12 protein-coding genes are annotated in these 13,008 nt (G+C 67.6%); 8 read left to right on the top strand and 4 right to left on the bottom strand.

Going from position 1 to position 13,008, the window contains the following annotated elements; genetic code table 11:
* The first annotated feature begins 125 nt into the window (after positions 1–125).
* The 4 genes from WDM86_07580 (at position 126) to WDM86_07565 (ending at position 6,568) form a co-directional block, all read left to right on the top strand.
* On the top strand, positions 126–812 hold the full coding sequence (locus tag WDM86_07580) for a response regulator transcription factor (GenBank protein ID MEI9989884.1): 687 nt from the start codon (positions 126–128) through the stop codon (positions 810–812).
* A 3-nt stretch (positions 813–815) separates the two neighbouring features.
* Positions 816–2,198, top strand: a complete 1,383-nt coding sequence (locus tag WDM86_07575; GenBank protein ID MEI9989883.1) for a HAMP domain-containing sensor histidine kinase — start codon at positions 816–818, stop codon at positions 2,196–2,198.
* A gap of 201 nt (positions 2,199–2,399) precedes the next feature.
* Positions 2,400–3,611, top strand: a complete 1,212-nt coding sequence (locus tag WDM86_07570) for a hypothetical protein (GenBank protein MEI9989882.1) — start codon at positions 2,400–2,402, stop codon at positions 3,609–3,611.
* An 86-nt stretch (positions 3,612–3,697) separates the two neighbouring features.
* Positions 3,698–6,568, top strand: a complete 2,871-nt coding sequence (locus WDM86_07565) for a bifunctional [glutamine synthetase] adenylyltransferase/[glutamine synthetase]-adenylyl-L-tyrosine phosphorylase (protein ID MEI9989881.1) — start codon at positions 3,698–3,700, stop codon at positions 6,566–6,568.
* On the opposite strand, the gene WDM86_07560 is transcribed toward WDM86_07565, so the two are convergent.
* The 3 genes from WDM86_07560 to WDM86_07550 are packed head-to-tail and all read right to left on the bottom strand — an operon-like array spanning position 6,565 to position 9,334.
* The gene (locus WDM86_07560) at positions 6,565–7,632 is read right to left on the bottom strand and encodes an ABC transporter ATP-binding protein (GenBank protein ID MEI9989880.1); all 1,068 of its coding nucleotides are present in this window, start codon (positions 7,630–7,632) and stop codon (positions 6,565–6,567) included. The genes WDM86_07565 and WDM86_07560 overlap by 4 nt on opposite strands.
* Positions 7,629–8,438 carry an ABC transporter permease gene (locus WDM86_07555; protein ID MEI9989879.1) on the bottom strand — a complete coding sequence of 270 codons (810 nt, stop codon included), beginning with the start codon at positions 8,436–8,438 and terminating at the stop codon, positions 7,629–7,631. The genes WDM86_07560 and WDM86_07555 overlap by 4 nt, the downstream gene beginning before the upstream one ends.
* A complete protein-coding gene (locus WDM86_07550) occupies positions 8,438–9,334 on the bottom strand; it encodes an ABC transporter permease (protein MEI9989878.1) in 897 nt (298 codons plus the stop codon). Before WDM86_07550 ends, WDM86_07555 begins: the two co-directional genes overlap by 1 nt.
* 115 nt (positions 9,335–9,449) lie before the next feature.
* Here WDM86_07550 and WDM86_07545 point away from each other — a divergent pair, with 115 nt between their 5' ends.
* Positions 9,450–10,196 carry a hypothetical protein gene (locus tag WDM86_07545; GenBank protein MEI9989877.1) on the top strand — a complete coding sequence of 249 codons (747 nt, stop codon included), beginning with the start codon at positions 9,450–9,452 and terminating at the stop codon, positions 10,194–10,196.
* Positions 10,197–10,200: 4 nt separating this feature from the next.
* On the opposite strand, the gene WDM86_07540 is transcribed toward WDM86_07545, so the two are convergent.
* The gene (locus tag WDM86_07540) at positions 10,201–10,374 is read right to left on the bottom strand and encodes a hypothetical protein (GenBank protein MEI9989876.1); all 174 of its coding nucleotides are present in this window, start codon (positions 10,372–10,374) and stop codon (positions 10,201–10,203) included.
* A gap of 64 nt (positions 10,375–10,438) precedes the next feature.
* On the opposite strand from WDM86_07540, the gene WDM86_07535 reads away from it, so the two are divergent.
* The 3 genes from WDM86_07535 (at position 10,439) to wrbA (ending at position 12,965) form a co-directional block, all read left to right on the top strand.
* A complete protein-coding gene (locus tag WDM86_07535; protein MEI9989875.1) occupies positions 10,439–11,350 on the top strand; it encodes a 2-dehydro-3-deoxygalactonokinase in 912 nt (303 codons plus the stop codon).
* Positions 11,347–12,258, top strand: a complete 912-nt coding sequence (locus WDM86_07530; GenBank protein ID MEI9989874.1) for a methyltransferase — start codon at positions 11,347–11,349, stop codon at positions 12,256–12,258. Before WDM86_07535 ends, WDM86_07530 begins: the two co-directional genes overlap by 4 nt.
* 107 nt (positions 12,259–12,365) lie before the next feature.
* Entirely contained in the window at positions 12,366–12,965 is a 600-nt protein-coding gene (gene wrbA / locus WDM86_07525; protein MEI9989873.1) for an NAD(P)H:quinone oxidoreductase, read from the top strand.
* Positions 12,966–13,008 lie beyond the last annotated feature (43 nt).

Below are 13,008 nucleotides of genomic sequence, written 5' to 3'. Positions count from 1 at the left end.
CTCGGATATCACGTGTACCGGGTCCGTGACGCAAGTCGCGGCCCCGGCCCCCGCGCCGGTGGTGGTGGCCCCATCCCCCCGTTGCTGCCGCCGGCGCGGACCCTATTGCAGAGTGGAGGGACCGCTTGCGCATTCTCGTGGTGGAAGACGACCTGGAAGCCCAGCGCTACCTCGTCAACGGGTTGAAGGAAGCGGGCCATGTCGTCGACGACGCCGCCGACGGCGAGACCGGCCTGACGCTGGCGCTGTCGCGACCTTACGACGTGGCGATCATCGACCGCATGCTGCCCAAGCTCGACGGCCTGAAGGTCGTTGCCGACATGCGCGAGCACTCCAACACCACGCCCGTCCTGTTCCTGAGCGCGCTGTCGGAAGTCGACGACCGGGTGAAGGGCCTGAAGGCCGGCGGCGACGACTACCTGACCAAGCCCTATGCCTTCGTCGAATTGCTGGCGCGGATCGACGCCTTGATGCGCCGCCGCTCGCCGCAATCGGTGAAGACCAGGCTCCAGGTCGGCGACCTGGAACTCGACCTGCTCACCCGCACCGCGCAGCGCGCCGGCGCCGCCATCGATCTTCAGCCGCGCGAATTCCGCCTGCTCGAATATCTCATGCGCCATGCCAGCCAGGTGGTGACCCGCACCATGCTGCTGGAGAGCGTGTGGGAATATCACTTCGATCCGCAGACCAACGTGATCGACGTGCACATCTCGCGCCTGCGCGCGAAGATCGACAAGGGCTTCGACACCGCGCTGCTGCACACGGTGCGCGGCGCCGGCTACATGATACGCGCGGCGCGCCCGGCGGCGTGATCGGTGCGTGCACCGAGCATCCTCAGGACGCAGGCCTACCGGATCGTCCTCGTCTATGTCGCGGTCTTCGCCGTCTCGGTGACGGCGCTGATCGCCTTCACCTATTGGAACACCAAGCGGGCGCTCGACGCCCAGACCGACCAGATCATCGCCGCCGAGATCGCGGGCCTGTCCGAGCAGTACCAGCAGCTCGGCCTGCGCGGCCTGGCCGACGTGGTGATCAGCCGCTCCGCCCATGGCGGCCCCGGCCTCTATCTTCTGGCCAACCGCTACAAGCAGCCCATCGTCGGCAATCTGGACGCGTGGCCCGGCAATGGCGAGAAGCCCAACAGCTTCGTCGATTTCGACTACCAGCGCCGCGTCGAGAACCAGCTCGAAACGCGCGAGGCGCGCGGCCGCGTCTTCGCGCTGGCCGGCGGCTTCAACCTGCTCGTGGCCCAGGACGTCCATGAGCGCTACCTGACCGAGCGGCTTTTCACCACCACGCTGCCCTGGACGGTCGGCCTCGTGCTGCTTTTGGGCCTGATCGGTGGAGCACTGATGAGCCGCAACATGCTGGCGCGCCTCGACCAGATCAACCGCACCAGCGCCGAGATCATCGAGGGCGACCTGACGCGCCGCGTTCCGGTCAGCGACGCGCATGACGAGTTCGACGCGCTGGCCGAGAACCTCAACGCCATGCTCGACCGGATCGAGCGGTTGATGAAGGGCGTGCGCGAGGTGACCGACTCCGTCGCTCATGATCTGCGCACGCCGCTCAATCGGTTGCGCAACCGGCTGGAGTCGGTGCTGCGCCACATCGACCCCGCCAGCAACCAGGCTCCCGAGATCGAGGCGGCGGTCGCGGAGACCGACCAGCTCATCGCCACCTTCAACGCGCTGCTCCTGATCGCCGAGGCCGATGCCGGCGTGGGGCGGGGCAAGATGGCACCGATCGACCTGGCGCCCATCGCCGAAGACATGGCGGAGCTCTATGCCCCGCTCGCCGAGGAAAAAGGCGTCGGCCTCAAGATCGATCCGGCAGGGGCCACCATGATCGAGGGTAATCGCAGCCTGATCAGCCAGGCGCTCGCCAACCTCGTCGACAACGCGATCAAATACACCCCGTCGGGCGGCCGGGTGACCGTCACCGCGCTCGAAACGCCGCAAGGCGTCGAGCTGCGCGTCGCCGACAGCGGCCCCGGCATCCCGGTCGAGGAACGCCAGCGCGTCGTCGAACGCTTCGTCCGCCTCGAAGCCAGCCGCAACTCGCCCGGTACCGGCCTCGGTCTCAGCCTGGTCGCCGCCGTGGCGCGGCTGCACGACGCGCGCCTGATCCTGGAAGACAATACCCCCGGCCTGCGCGCCATCATCCGCTTCCCGCGGCCCGCGCCGCGGGCGCGCTAGAAAAACCAAGTCGACGACGACTGGCTTTTGCACGCAGAATTTCGTATATTTGAAATCGTCAGCCTGAGTCTTTCGTCGGCAAGTATCCGACCCCACGTAGCCCGAATAGCCGTTCCAACCTTCAAGTATCCGCGACCGCGTGTCTCCTGTGTAGCGCAATCGAGTTCGTCTCGTTCCTGCTGCCTCAAACGGAGTCCCGACATGCCGAAGAACATAAGACTCGCCGCGATTTCGCTGGTCGCCGCCGCGGCCGCCCTTCTTGGGTCCTCCGACGACACGGTGGTGACGCCGGCGCTGGCGCAGACATCCTCTGCCTGCACGATACCGGCCAAACCGGCCGCGACGCCGGACCAGACGGCGTGGGAGCTGTTCGTCGCCGTCAACTGCCGCGCCCCCAACGGCAAGCTCGTATGGGAGAACTGGATCGAGCAGGCGCAGCTCTATCCGGCCTCCGGTGCGCCGGGCGCCCTCGCCGTGGCCGGCCGGCGCCTCCATGGCAGCGCGCTCGCCGCCCTGCTGCACCCGGCGTCGGGGATCAAAGGCGTCACGGCGGCCGCGACGCCTGGGCCCTGCAACAAGATGAGCATCGTGCCGTCCAACGTGACGTCCGGCGCGACCATCTGCGAAGAAGTTCACATCAACCCCTCGGCGCAGGCCACGATCCAGAAGAACGGCTATCAATACCGGACCGGCCAGATGGCGGCGGCGGCGGCCGGCACCAAGATCTCCTTCGGGACCGACGCTATCGAGGTTAAGATCGACTGGCTGCCGACGTCCGACTTCGCCAGCCCGTCGTTTTCCTGCACGAAGCCGACGCCCACGGTCTATGTCGAGACGATCGACGGCATCTGCTACGCGATGGTCGCGATGCACGTCACCTCGCATCTTCTGCCGAACTGGCTATGGACCACCTTCGAGCCGCAGAACGTCCAGACCAATCCGTTCCGCTGCGCGGTCTACGGTCCGTGCCTGGACAAGTGGGGCGCAACGCCCTCGGTCGCGGTCGGCGCGTCGTCGATCACGACGCTGACGCCGGCGCTGGCCGCCCTGATAAAGCAAGCGAACCTGCCCATGGGCTTCGCGAACTACCGCCTGGTCGGCGCGCAGACGGACTTTACCGCCGGAGGCCGCGCGATCCTCAACGGCAACTCGATCACCGAGTATGAGGCCGCCGGCACGCCGGCGGGCGAATCCTCCTGCATCAGCTGCCATTCGATGTCGTCGATCAATGCCTCGGGCGTTGATGGCGCGAGCTTCTTCGCGACCGATTCCGCGCCCATCGGGCTGGCGGTATCGCTTCCGGTCGGGTTCATCACGCGCGGCTTCCTGTGGTCGTTGGCGCTGGCCTGTCCCAATCCGACGAATACCGGGTTCCAGCCCTGCACGGCGCCGCCGCCGAAAAAGTCGCCGTAATACGCCCTTGGAGCGATGAAGGAATAAGGAACAGGGCGCGGGCGCCTTGGGCGTCCGTGCGCGGCCAAATCGTTCTACACTGGGGCATGATCGTCCCGCCCCCGCCCTTCGACGCCGCCCGCGCCCAGCGTGTCCACGAGGCCCTGGCGGAGCGCGGCTTTGTTGCCGGGGACGGCGACCGTCCGCTGCTCGATGCGGTGTTCGGCAACAGCCCGTTCCTCGGCCGCCTTGCCGTGCGCGAGCATGCGATCCTGCCCGCGCTTCTCGCGGACGGCGCCGACCCGGCGGTCGCGGACGCCGTCATGCTCGCGCTCTGCGCCGCCGATGCGACAAGCGAGGCCGAAGCGATGTCGCGCCTGCGCATCGCCAAGCGGCGCGCGGCGCTCGCCATCGCGCTGGCCGACATCGCCGGCCATTGGGATCTGGAGCGGGTCACCCGCGCCCTGACCGAATTCGCCGATGGCTGCGTCAAGGGCGCGCTGCGCTTCGTGCTCAAGGCCGCCGCGGCCCGCGCCGAGAGGGCGGAGCAGGACGGCGCCGTCCTGGAGGAAACGACCGGCCTCGCCGTGCTCGCCATGGGCAAGTATGGCGCGTTCGAGCTCAACTACTCGTCCGACATCGATCTCGTCGTCTTTTACGATCCCGCGCGCTTTCCGTTCCGCAAGCGCGACGACGCGCGCGGCGCCGCCGTCGATATCGTGCGCGGCGTGGTCCGGCTGCTGACCGAGATCACCGCGGATGGCTATGTCTTCCGCGTCGATCTGCGCCTGCGCCCCGATGCCGGCGCCACCCAGGTCGCGATCTCGACCGACGCGGCGGAAACCTATTATGAGGGCATGGGCCAGAACTGGGAACGCGCCGCCTTCATCAAGGCGCGCGCCTGCGCCGGCGATCCCGCGACCGGCGAACAATTCCTCAAATCGCTCGAGCCTTTCATCTGGCGCCGCCATCTCGACTTCGCCGCGATCGAGGACATCCATTCCATCAAGCGGCAGATCCACGCCCATGGCGGCCACGGCCCCATCGCGGTCGCGGGCCACAACATCAAGCTCGGTCGTGGCGGCATCCGCGAGATCGAATTCTTCGCCCAGACCCAGCAGCTTATCCTCGGCGGCCGCATGCCGGCGCTGCGCCAGAGCCGCACCGTGGATGCGCTCGACGCGCTGTGCGGCCGCGGCCTCGTGGCGCCGCAGACCACCGAAGACCTCAAACTCGCTTATCGCTTCCTGCGCACGCTGGAACACCGCCTCCAGATGATCGAGGACGAACAAACCCATTCGATCCCCAAATCGCCCGACGGCATCGCGCACATCGCCTGCTTCATGGGCTATCCCGACGCGGCCGGGTTCGGCGAGGCGCTGATCGCGCGGCTCAAGACCGTGCAGGCCCACTACGCCCGCCTGTTCGAGCGCGAGCAGGAACTGACCGCGTCGGAGGGCAATCTTGTCTTCACCGGCGTGGAGGAGGATCCCGAAACGATCAAGACCTTGCAGCGGATGGGCTTCCGCGACGCGCCGCATGTCTCCGCGGCGATCCGCGGCTGGCATCACGGCCGCATCCGCGCCACGCGCAGCGCGCGCGCCCGCGAGCTTTTGACCAAGCTCGTGCCGGCGCTGCTGCCCGCGCTCGCCGGGACCGCCGATCCGGATGCCGCCTTCGCGCAGTTCGACCGTTTTCTCACCAACCTGCCGGCCGGCGTCCAGCTCTTTTCCCAATTCCTGGCCAGACCGGATTTCCTGCGCCTGATCGCCACCATCGTCGGCTCGGCCCCGCGCCTGGCCGAGCATCTGAGTCGCGCGCCCGCGACGCTGGACGCGCTGATCGACGCCGACTTTCTCCACACGCTGCCGTCGCGTGCCGCGCTTGATGCGGCGCTGGCCGACCAGCTCGCGCGCGCCGGCGGCTACGAAGCCGCGCTCGACGCCGCCCGCCGCTTCGCCAAGGAGCAGATCTTCCGCGTCGGCGTGCAGGTCATCGAAAGCACCGCGAAGCCCGACCAGGCCGGTCCCGCGCTCGCCAACATCGCCGAAGCCGTGATCGCCGGCCTGCTGCCGGTGGTGGAGGACGAACTCGCCGAGACCGCCGGGCACATGCCGGGCGGCCGTTTCGCCATCGTCGCCATGGGCAAGCTCGGCGGGCGCGAGATGACGGCCGGTTCCGATCTCGACCTCATCTTCGTCTACGACGTGCTGCAAGAGGTCGAAGCGAGCGACGGTCCAAGACCGCTGCCGGTGATCGTCTATTATGCGCGCCTGGCGCAGCGCTTCATCGCGGCGCTCACCGCGCTGACTGCCGCCGGCGGCCTCTATGAAGTCGATATGCGGTTGCGTCCGACCGGCAACAAGGGCCCTGTCGCGGTCAGTCTCGCCTCGTTCCGGCGCTACCATGCCGACGAATCCTGGACCTGGGAGCGCCTGGCGCTGACCCGCGCGCGCGTGATCCACGCGCCTGCGGCATTCACCGCCCAGGTCGAAGCCGCGATCCGCGCCACGCTGACCGCCGGCGCCGAGCCTTCGAAGATCGTGGCCGACGCGCGCGACATGCGCGACAAGCTCGCGGCGCAATTTCCCGGCAAGAACCACTGGGACCTGAAATTCGCGCCGGGTGGGCTGGTCGACATCGAGTTCGTCGCCCAGGCGCTGGAGCTCTGCGCGGCGCCCGCCCGCCCGGACGTTCTCGATACCAACACGATCGAGGCCCTGAAGAAGCTCGAAGCCGCCAGTGCGCTGTCGCCCGAGCGTGCGCAAACGCTGATCGCCGCCGCGCGGCTGGAGCACGCGCTCACCCAGGTCTTGCGCATCGCGCTCGACGGGACTCTCGAACCCGAGCACGCCACGCCCGGGCTGAAGGCGCTGCTGGTGCGCGCGGCGGGTTACGAGAGCTTCGAGGAACTGGAAGCGCGGCTCGCCGCCGCGCAGAAAGCCACGCGCGCCGTGCTCGACGCCGTGCTGCGCTAATCCTCCGCTGGCAGCACGACGACCGCATCGGGCGACCAGCTCAGATGCACCGCATCGCCCGGCGCATGGCTCTCGGTCGCGGCCTTCGCCATGTTCTGCGCCGCGACCGCGATGGTGCGTCCGGCCACCGTCACCGCATAATGGCTCCGCTCGCCCAGATACGCCGCTGCCGCAATCGTGCCCGGCACGCCCTCGGGCGACAGCGCGATCTTCTCCGGCCGCAGCGCGACCAGAACCTTTGCGCCCGTCGCCGCGGTCGTCTTCGCCCGTATCCGCCCCAGCGGCGGCGCATCGATCTCGGCCATCCCGCCGTCGCGCCCCTTGACGACGCCGTCGAAGAAATTGATCTCGCCGATGAAGTCCGCGACTTCGCGGCAATTCGGCGCCTCGTAGAGTTGGCGCGGGGACGCGACCTGCAATACTTTGCCGCCGGACATCACCGCGATCCGGTCCGACATCGACAGTGCCTCCTCCTGGTCGTGGGTCACGAACACGAAGGTGATGCCGACGGTTCTCTGCAATTGCCGCAGCTCGATCTGCATCGCCTCGCGCAGCCGCTTGTCGAGCGCGCCGAGCGGCTCGTCGAGCAGCAGCACCTTCGGCCGGCGGATCAGCGCCCGCGCCAGCGCCACGCGCTGCCGCTGCCCGCCCGACAATTCGTCGGCCCGCCGCGCCCCGAAGCCTTCCAGCTTGATCATCGCCAGCGCTTCCGTCACGCGCCGGTTGAGTTCACCGCGCTTCAGCCGGTCCTTGCGAAGGCCGAAGGCGATGTTGTCGAACACGTTCAGGTGCGGAAAGATCGCGTAGGACTGGAACACCATGTTCGACGGGCGCAAATTGGGCGGCGTGTCGGTGATGCGCTGGTCCTCGACAAAGATGTCGCCGCTGTCCGGATATTCGAAGCCGGCGATCATCCGCAGCAGCGTCGTCTTCCCGCAGCCGGAGGGACCGAGCAGGGAGAAGAACTCGCCGCGCCGGATCGTCAGATCCACCGTGTCCACCGCCGTCATGGCGCCGAAGCGCTTGCAGACGCGGTCGATATGAAGGAAGGCGTCCGCGCTCATGCGCCCACCATCGTGTGGCGGTCCTTGAGGCCGTGGCTGCGCACCCACTCCGCGACCACCACCAGGATGGCCGAGGTCACGAGGATCATCGCGCCCAAGGCCAGGACCGAGGGCAGCTTGTAGGGAAAGCGGAGCTGTCCCCAGATGTAGATCGGAAGCGTCGCATCGTTGCCCACGAGGAAATAGGCGATCAGGAAATCATCGAACGAGACCATGAAGCTGAGAAGCAGGCTCGAAATCACACCCGGCAAGGCGAGTGGAAAGGTTACGCGCCAGAAGGTCATCCATCCGTTCTCGCCCAGGTCCAGCGATGCCTCTTCGAGATTTTTGTCGAAGCCCTCCATGCGTGACATCAGCACGGTGATGGCGAACGGCGCGCAAACCACGATATGGCCCAGCGTCACGGTCCACAGCGACAACGGTATGCCCAAGGCGCTCAACAGGATCAGCAGCGATATGCCGAGCACGATCTCCGGAATGAACAGCGAGAGATTGGTCAGGCCCAGCACGGCCGCGCCGCCGGGAACGCGATAACGCGTGAGCGCCTTCGCGGCGGGAAGCGCGAGGGCCGTCGCCGCGAGCGCCGCCGCCGCGCCGACGCGAAGGCTGTTGAACAGGGCTTGCTGCACCGCTTCGTCCGCGAACATCTGCCCGTACCATTGCGTGGTGAAGCCGCTCAGCGGAAAGGCGATGAATGTCGAGTTGTTGAACGAGAACAACGGCAGGAACAACACCGGCACGTAAAGAAAGGCCAGGTAGAGCACCGCATAGGCCAGCAGCCCGAAGCCGCCGCGTTTCCTTGCCATCAGCGGATCCTCGCCGCGGCGGCGCGCATCGCCGCCACGAATAGGAACGTCACGATGCCGACCGCCGCCATGCTCGCCATGGCCAGCGCCGCGCCGAGCGGCCAGTTGCCGACCTTGTCGAACTGCTCCTCGATCACATTGGCGATCATCACGCCGCCCGATCCGCCGACCAGCGTCGGCGTCACATAGTCGCCCGTCGTCGGCACGAAGATCAGCACGGCGGCCCCGATCACGCCGGGCAGCGACAGCGGAAGCGTCACGCGCAGGAAACGGCGCACCGGCCCGTCGCCGAGATCGGCGGCGGCATCGAGCAGCGACCGGTCGATCTTCTCCAGGCTGACATAGATCGGCAGGATCGCGAACGGCGCCCAGGCATGTGCCAGCGTCACCACGACCGCGGTCGGGTTATAAAGCAGGAATTCGAGCGGCTGGCGGATCAGTCCCAGGCTCATCAGTCCCGAATTGATCACGCCGTTATAGCCGAGGATCAGCTTCCAGGCGAAGACGCGCAGCAGATAGCTCGTCCAGAACGGAATGGTCAGGAGGATCAGCCACACGAATTTGGTCTTCTCCACCCGGAAGGCGACGAAATAAGCCATCGGATAGGCGAGCAGCACGGTGATGAACGTCACCACCGCGGAAATCTCGATCGAGCGATAGAACAGCGCGCGATAGGTCGGCCGGCCCAGGCTCGTGGCGTATTGCGCCAGCGTGGGCTGGGTGTTCAGCGCATAACCGTCCTGGGTCCAGAAACTGTAGAGCGCCAGCAGGACCATCGGCGCCGCCAGTGCCGTCAGCATGATCGCCAGGGTCGGCGACAGCAGGAGGAGCCCGCGGGCGGCTTCCGACCGGCGGTAGGCGTGGACGAGCCGTCCCGCCAATCCGTCTTGCGCCATCGCCGCCTCCTGTCCCGCAGGCGTTCTAGCAAGCCGGCGGCGCCGGCAACAGCCTTGCGTGAACCACCGGGCGGTTTGCGGTATAGAATTAAGCGCGCACCGGACGGAATCGACGATGCCGCTTTTGCCGAACGGATCGGATGTGCCGGTCCTGAATGCCCGGAAGATCGTCGAAACCGTCGCACGCCTGCGCGCGCGGATCGAGGAGCGCTTCCCCGGTTCGGGCCTGGCATCCGTCGCCGCCGGCCTCGCTGAGACCGCACGCGCCACCGCATCGCGCGTGGACGCGTTGGGCAGGCCGAATCTTGCCTTGCGGTCCCTGGCGCTGCTGGCGGTGGCCGCCGGCCTCGCGGCGCAGGTCTATGTCGCCCGGCTGGTCGATTGGGCGGCGGTCATTCGCCGCTCCGACGTGGTCGGGATCACGCAGGGGTTGGATTCGGTGGTCAATCTGCTGCTCCTGGCGTTCGGCGCGATCTGGTTCGTGCTGACCCTGGAGCGGCGGCTGAAGCGCCGGGCCGTGCTGCGTCGGCTGTTCGAGATCAGGTCCTTCGCCCATGTCGTCGACATGCACCAGTTGACCAAGGACCCCACCGTGATCCTCTCCGCCAGGCCGCCGACCGCGTCCTCGCCGCAGCGCCGGATGAGCGAGTTCGAACTGTCCCGCTATCTCGACTATTGCGCCGAGGCGCTGGCGCTGATCGCCAAGCTCGCGGCGCTCTATTCCGGCCCGGTGCAGGACGAGACGGTGATCGCAGCGGTGAACGAGGTGGAGGAGCTGACCTCCGATCTCGGACGCAAGATCTGGCAGAAGATCATGATCATCAGCCGCCTGGACGAACGGCAGATCGCGCGCCCGGCGTAACGGGTCAGGGGTTTTGCGAGGAATCGCAGCCCCGCCGTCTCTCCTCGATGCAGCGTTCGGTCTTGAGACTGGCGGACAGATACTGCATCACCAAGACGCCCAGGATCACAAGGACGGCCACCACCACAAGCGCGGTAATGTTGGCGTTGTGCCGCCTTTCGTCGTCGTCCTCCTGCATCCGGCGTCCCTGTCCTTCGCGGCGCGTACAGGCGCCATGGCCGCCACCTTGCTATAAGAAATCCATGACGAACAGGTTTTCCGATCCGCCGATGCGGGCCCGCGGCGCGGCCCTGATCGGGGTCGACTGGGGCTCGTCGAGCCTACGGGCGTTTCGCATCGCGGCCGACGGATCGGTGTTGCAGATCCGTCGCACGCCCGACGGCGTCTTTACCGGCAGCGGCGCCTTCGAGCACCGTTTGCGCGCCGTTCTCGGGGACTGGCTCGCCGGCGACGCGCCGATCCTGCTCTGCGGCATGGTCGGCAGCGATCGCGGCTGGCTGCACGCGCCCTATGTACCGGCGCCGGCTGGTGCCGCCGATCTCGCGCGGGCGCTGGTCCGCGTTCCGTTCGAACGACCCGCCTGGATCGTGCCCGGAATCTCCTTCGCGGAGGGCGACAGCCGCGAGGTGATGCGCGGCGAGGAAACGCTCATCGTCGGGCTCCAGGCCGGGATCGCGCCTGCCACGGCGTGCCTGCCCGGCACCCACAGCAAATGGGCCGACATCGCGGACGGCCGCATCGTCGGCTTCCGCACCTATATGACGGGCGAGTTGCGCGCCGCGCTGCTCGAACGCGGCGCGCTCGCCACCGGCGTCGATCAGCAGCCTTCGCCCGACGCCTTTGCGCAAGGCATGCGCGCCATCGCCGAAGGCGTCACCCGCGCTTTGTTTCAGGCCCGCGCCCGGCGCCTCCTGGGGACCCTCGCGCCGGAGCACACCGCCGCCTTCGTCGACGGCGTTCTCATCGCGGAGGAAGTCGCGCGCGAGCACGCGTCCGAGATCGTCCTCGTCGCACGCGGCGCTGTCGCGCAAGCCTATGAAGCGGCCCTGCGCGGCCGAGCCTTTTCGACGATCGATCCCGAACCGCTCGCCGCGCGCGGACTTTTCGAACTCGCGCGCCACGCCGGCATCCTCGCGACGACGGCCCGGGCATGACAGTGACGGAGAAGCACGGTCTTTATGGCGTCATCCCGGCCGGGCTGGCCGATGCGCCTTCCGGCGCCGAACAATTCTCGCCGCTGATTCCCGGCTCGTGGAGCTTGGAATCGGTCGCCGAAGAGAGCCTGGCGTCGATGACCGTGCTCGCGCCGCCAGGCACGCTGGAGCGCCGCTATGTGCTTGCCTTGTCGCTCCGTTCGCTCGGCATCGGCGGCACGCTCGTCGCGCTCGCGCCGCGCAACCGGGGCGGGACGCGCCTGCGCGGCGAACTCGAAGAATTCGGCGTTGCCGCGAACGAAACCGCCCGCGCGCATTTTCGTCTCTGCGAAGGCAGGCGGCCAAGGCAACTCGCGGGCATCGCCGAGGCGGTCGCCGCCGGCGGCTTGCAGTTCGTCGCGGCCACCGGCCTGTGGTCGCAGCCTGGAATCTTCGGCTGGGATCGGATCGATGCCGGCAGCCGCCTGCTTGTCGAGCATCTCCCCGATTTGCACGGACGCGGCGCCGATCTCGGCTGCGGCACCGGCTATCTCGCGCGCAAGGTGCTGGCGTCGAAGGATGTCGAGTCGCTTGCCCTCGCCGATATCGACCGCCGCGCCGTCGCGGCCGCCAGGCGCAACGTCGTCGAGCCGCGCGCTGGCGTTCATTGGACGGACGCCACCGCACCCATCGCCGCGGACCTCGATTTCGTCGTGACCAATCCGCCGTTTCACGAAGGCGGCACCGAAAACCGCGCGCTCGGCCTTGCGGTCGCGCGCTCGGCGTCCGGCATGCTGAAGAAGGGCGGCGAGCTTTGGCTCGTCGCCAACCGCCATCTTCCCTATGCGCCGGCGCTGCGCGACGCGTTCGCGGGCGTCGCGACGGTCGCGCAGGACAGGGAGTTCACGGTCTACCGTGCGATTAAGTGAACCGGCGGAGTCTCGGTTTCTGAAACAATGTGTTTCGACAGTTTCTATTTCTGCATACGGGCGAGTCGAATATTGAGCCTCGCAGGTCTTTCGCGAGGAAAATTTCCATGCCCAAGGTTCTTGTTCTCTATCACTCGGCCTATGGCCATATCGAGCAGATGGCCGAAGCGGTCGCGCAAGGCGCCCGCGAGGCCGGCGCGCAGGTCGACATCAAGCGCGTTCCTGAACTTGTCCCCGAGGCGGTCGCCAAGGCATCGCATTTCAAGCTCGATCAGAAGGCGCCGGTGGCGAAGATCGAGGAGCTTGCCGATTACGATGCGATCATCGTCGGCGTCGGCACGCGGTTCGGCCGCATGGCGTCGCAGATGACGAGCTTCCTGGACCAGGCCGGCGGCCTCTGGGCCAAGGGCGCCCTGCACGGCAAGGTCGGCGGCGCGTTTACCGCGTCCGCCACCCAGCACGGCGGCAACGAGACCACCCTGTTCTCGATCATCACCAATCTGCTGCATTTCGGCATGGTGATCGTGGGTCTCGACTACGGCCACGCGGCGCAGATGACGCTCGACGAGATCGTCGGCGGCTCGCCCTATGGCGCCTCGACGATCGCCGGCGGCCAGGGCCAGCGCCAGCCGAGCGAGGCGGATTTGATCGGCGCCCGCTATCAGGGCCGCAGGATCGCCGAGACGGCGCGCAAGCTTCACGGATAGCGATTTCGGGGCGCGGCGTCAGTTCTTTCGCGCCGTGGCGGTG

The organism is Rhizomicrobium sp. (assembly GCA_037200045.1).
Lineage (GTDB): Bacteria > Pseudomonadota > Alphaproteobacteria > Micropepsales > Micropepsaceae > Rhizomicrobium.
Note: the sequence above shows the minus strand (reverse complement) of the source record. Positions and strands in the feature narration are given on the sequence as shown.

Bases quoted from the DNA above. Each gene is read 5' to 3' on its own strand.
- WDM86_07535 (MEI9989875.1), top strand. From the start codon at position 10,439: ATGACGAACAGGTTTTCCGATCCGCCGATGCGGGCCCGCGGCGCGGCC.
- WDM86_07565 (MEI9989881.1), top strand. From the start codon at position 3,698: ATGATCGTCCCGCCCCCGCCCTTCGACGCCGCCCGCGCCCAGCGTGTC.
- WDM86_07555 (MEI9989879.1), bottom strand. From the start codon at position 8,438: ATGGCAAGGAAACGCGGCGGCTTCGGGCTGCTGGCCTATGCGGTGCTC.
- WDM86_07560 (MEI9989880.1), bottom strand. From the start codon at position 7,632: ATGAGCGCGGACGCCTTCCTTCATATCGACCGCGTCTGCAAGCGCTTC.
- wrbA (MEI9989873.1), top strand. From the start codon at position 12,366: ATGCCCAAGGTTCTTGTTCTCTATCACTCGGCCTATGGCCATATCGAG.
- WDM86_07530 (MEI9989874.1), top strand. From the start codon at position 11,347: ATGACAGTGACGGAGAAGCACGGTCTTTATGGCGTCATCCCGGCCGGG.
- WDM86_07550 (MEI9989878.1), bottom strand. From the start codon at position 9,334: ATGGCGCAAGACGGATTGGCGGGACGGCTCGTCCACGCCTACCGCCGG.
- WDM86_07540 (MEI9989876.1), bottom strand. From the start codon at position 10,374: ATGCAGGAGGACGACGACGAAAGGCGGCACAACGCCAACATTACCGCG.
- WDM86_07570 (MEI9989882.1), top strand. From the start codon at position 2,400: ATGCCGAAGAACATAAGACTCGCCGCGATTTCGCTGGTCGCCGCCGCG.
- WDM86_07545 (MEI9989877.1), top strand. From the start codon at position 9,450: ATGCCGCTTTTGCCGAACGGATCGGATGTGCCGGTCCTGAATGCCCGG.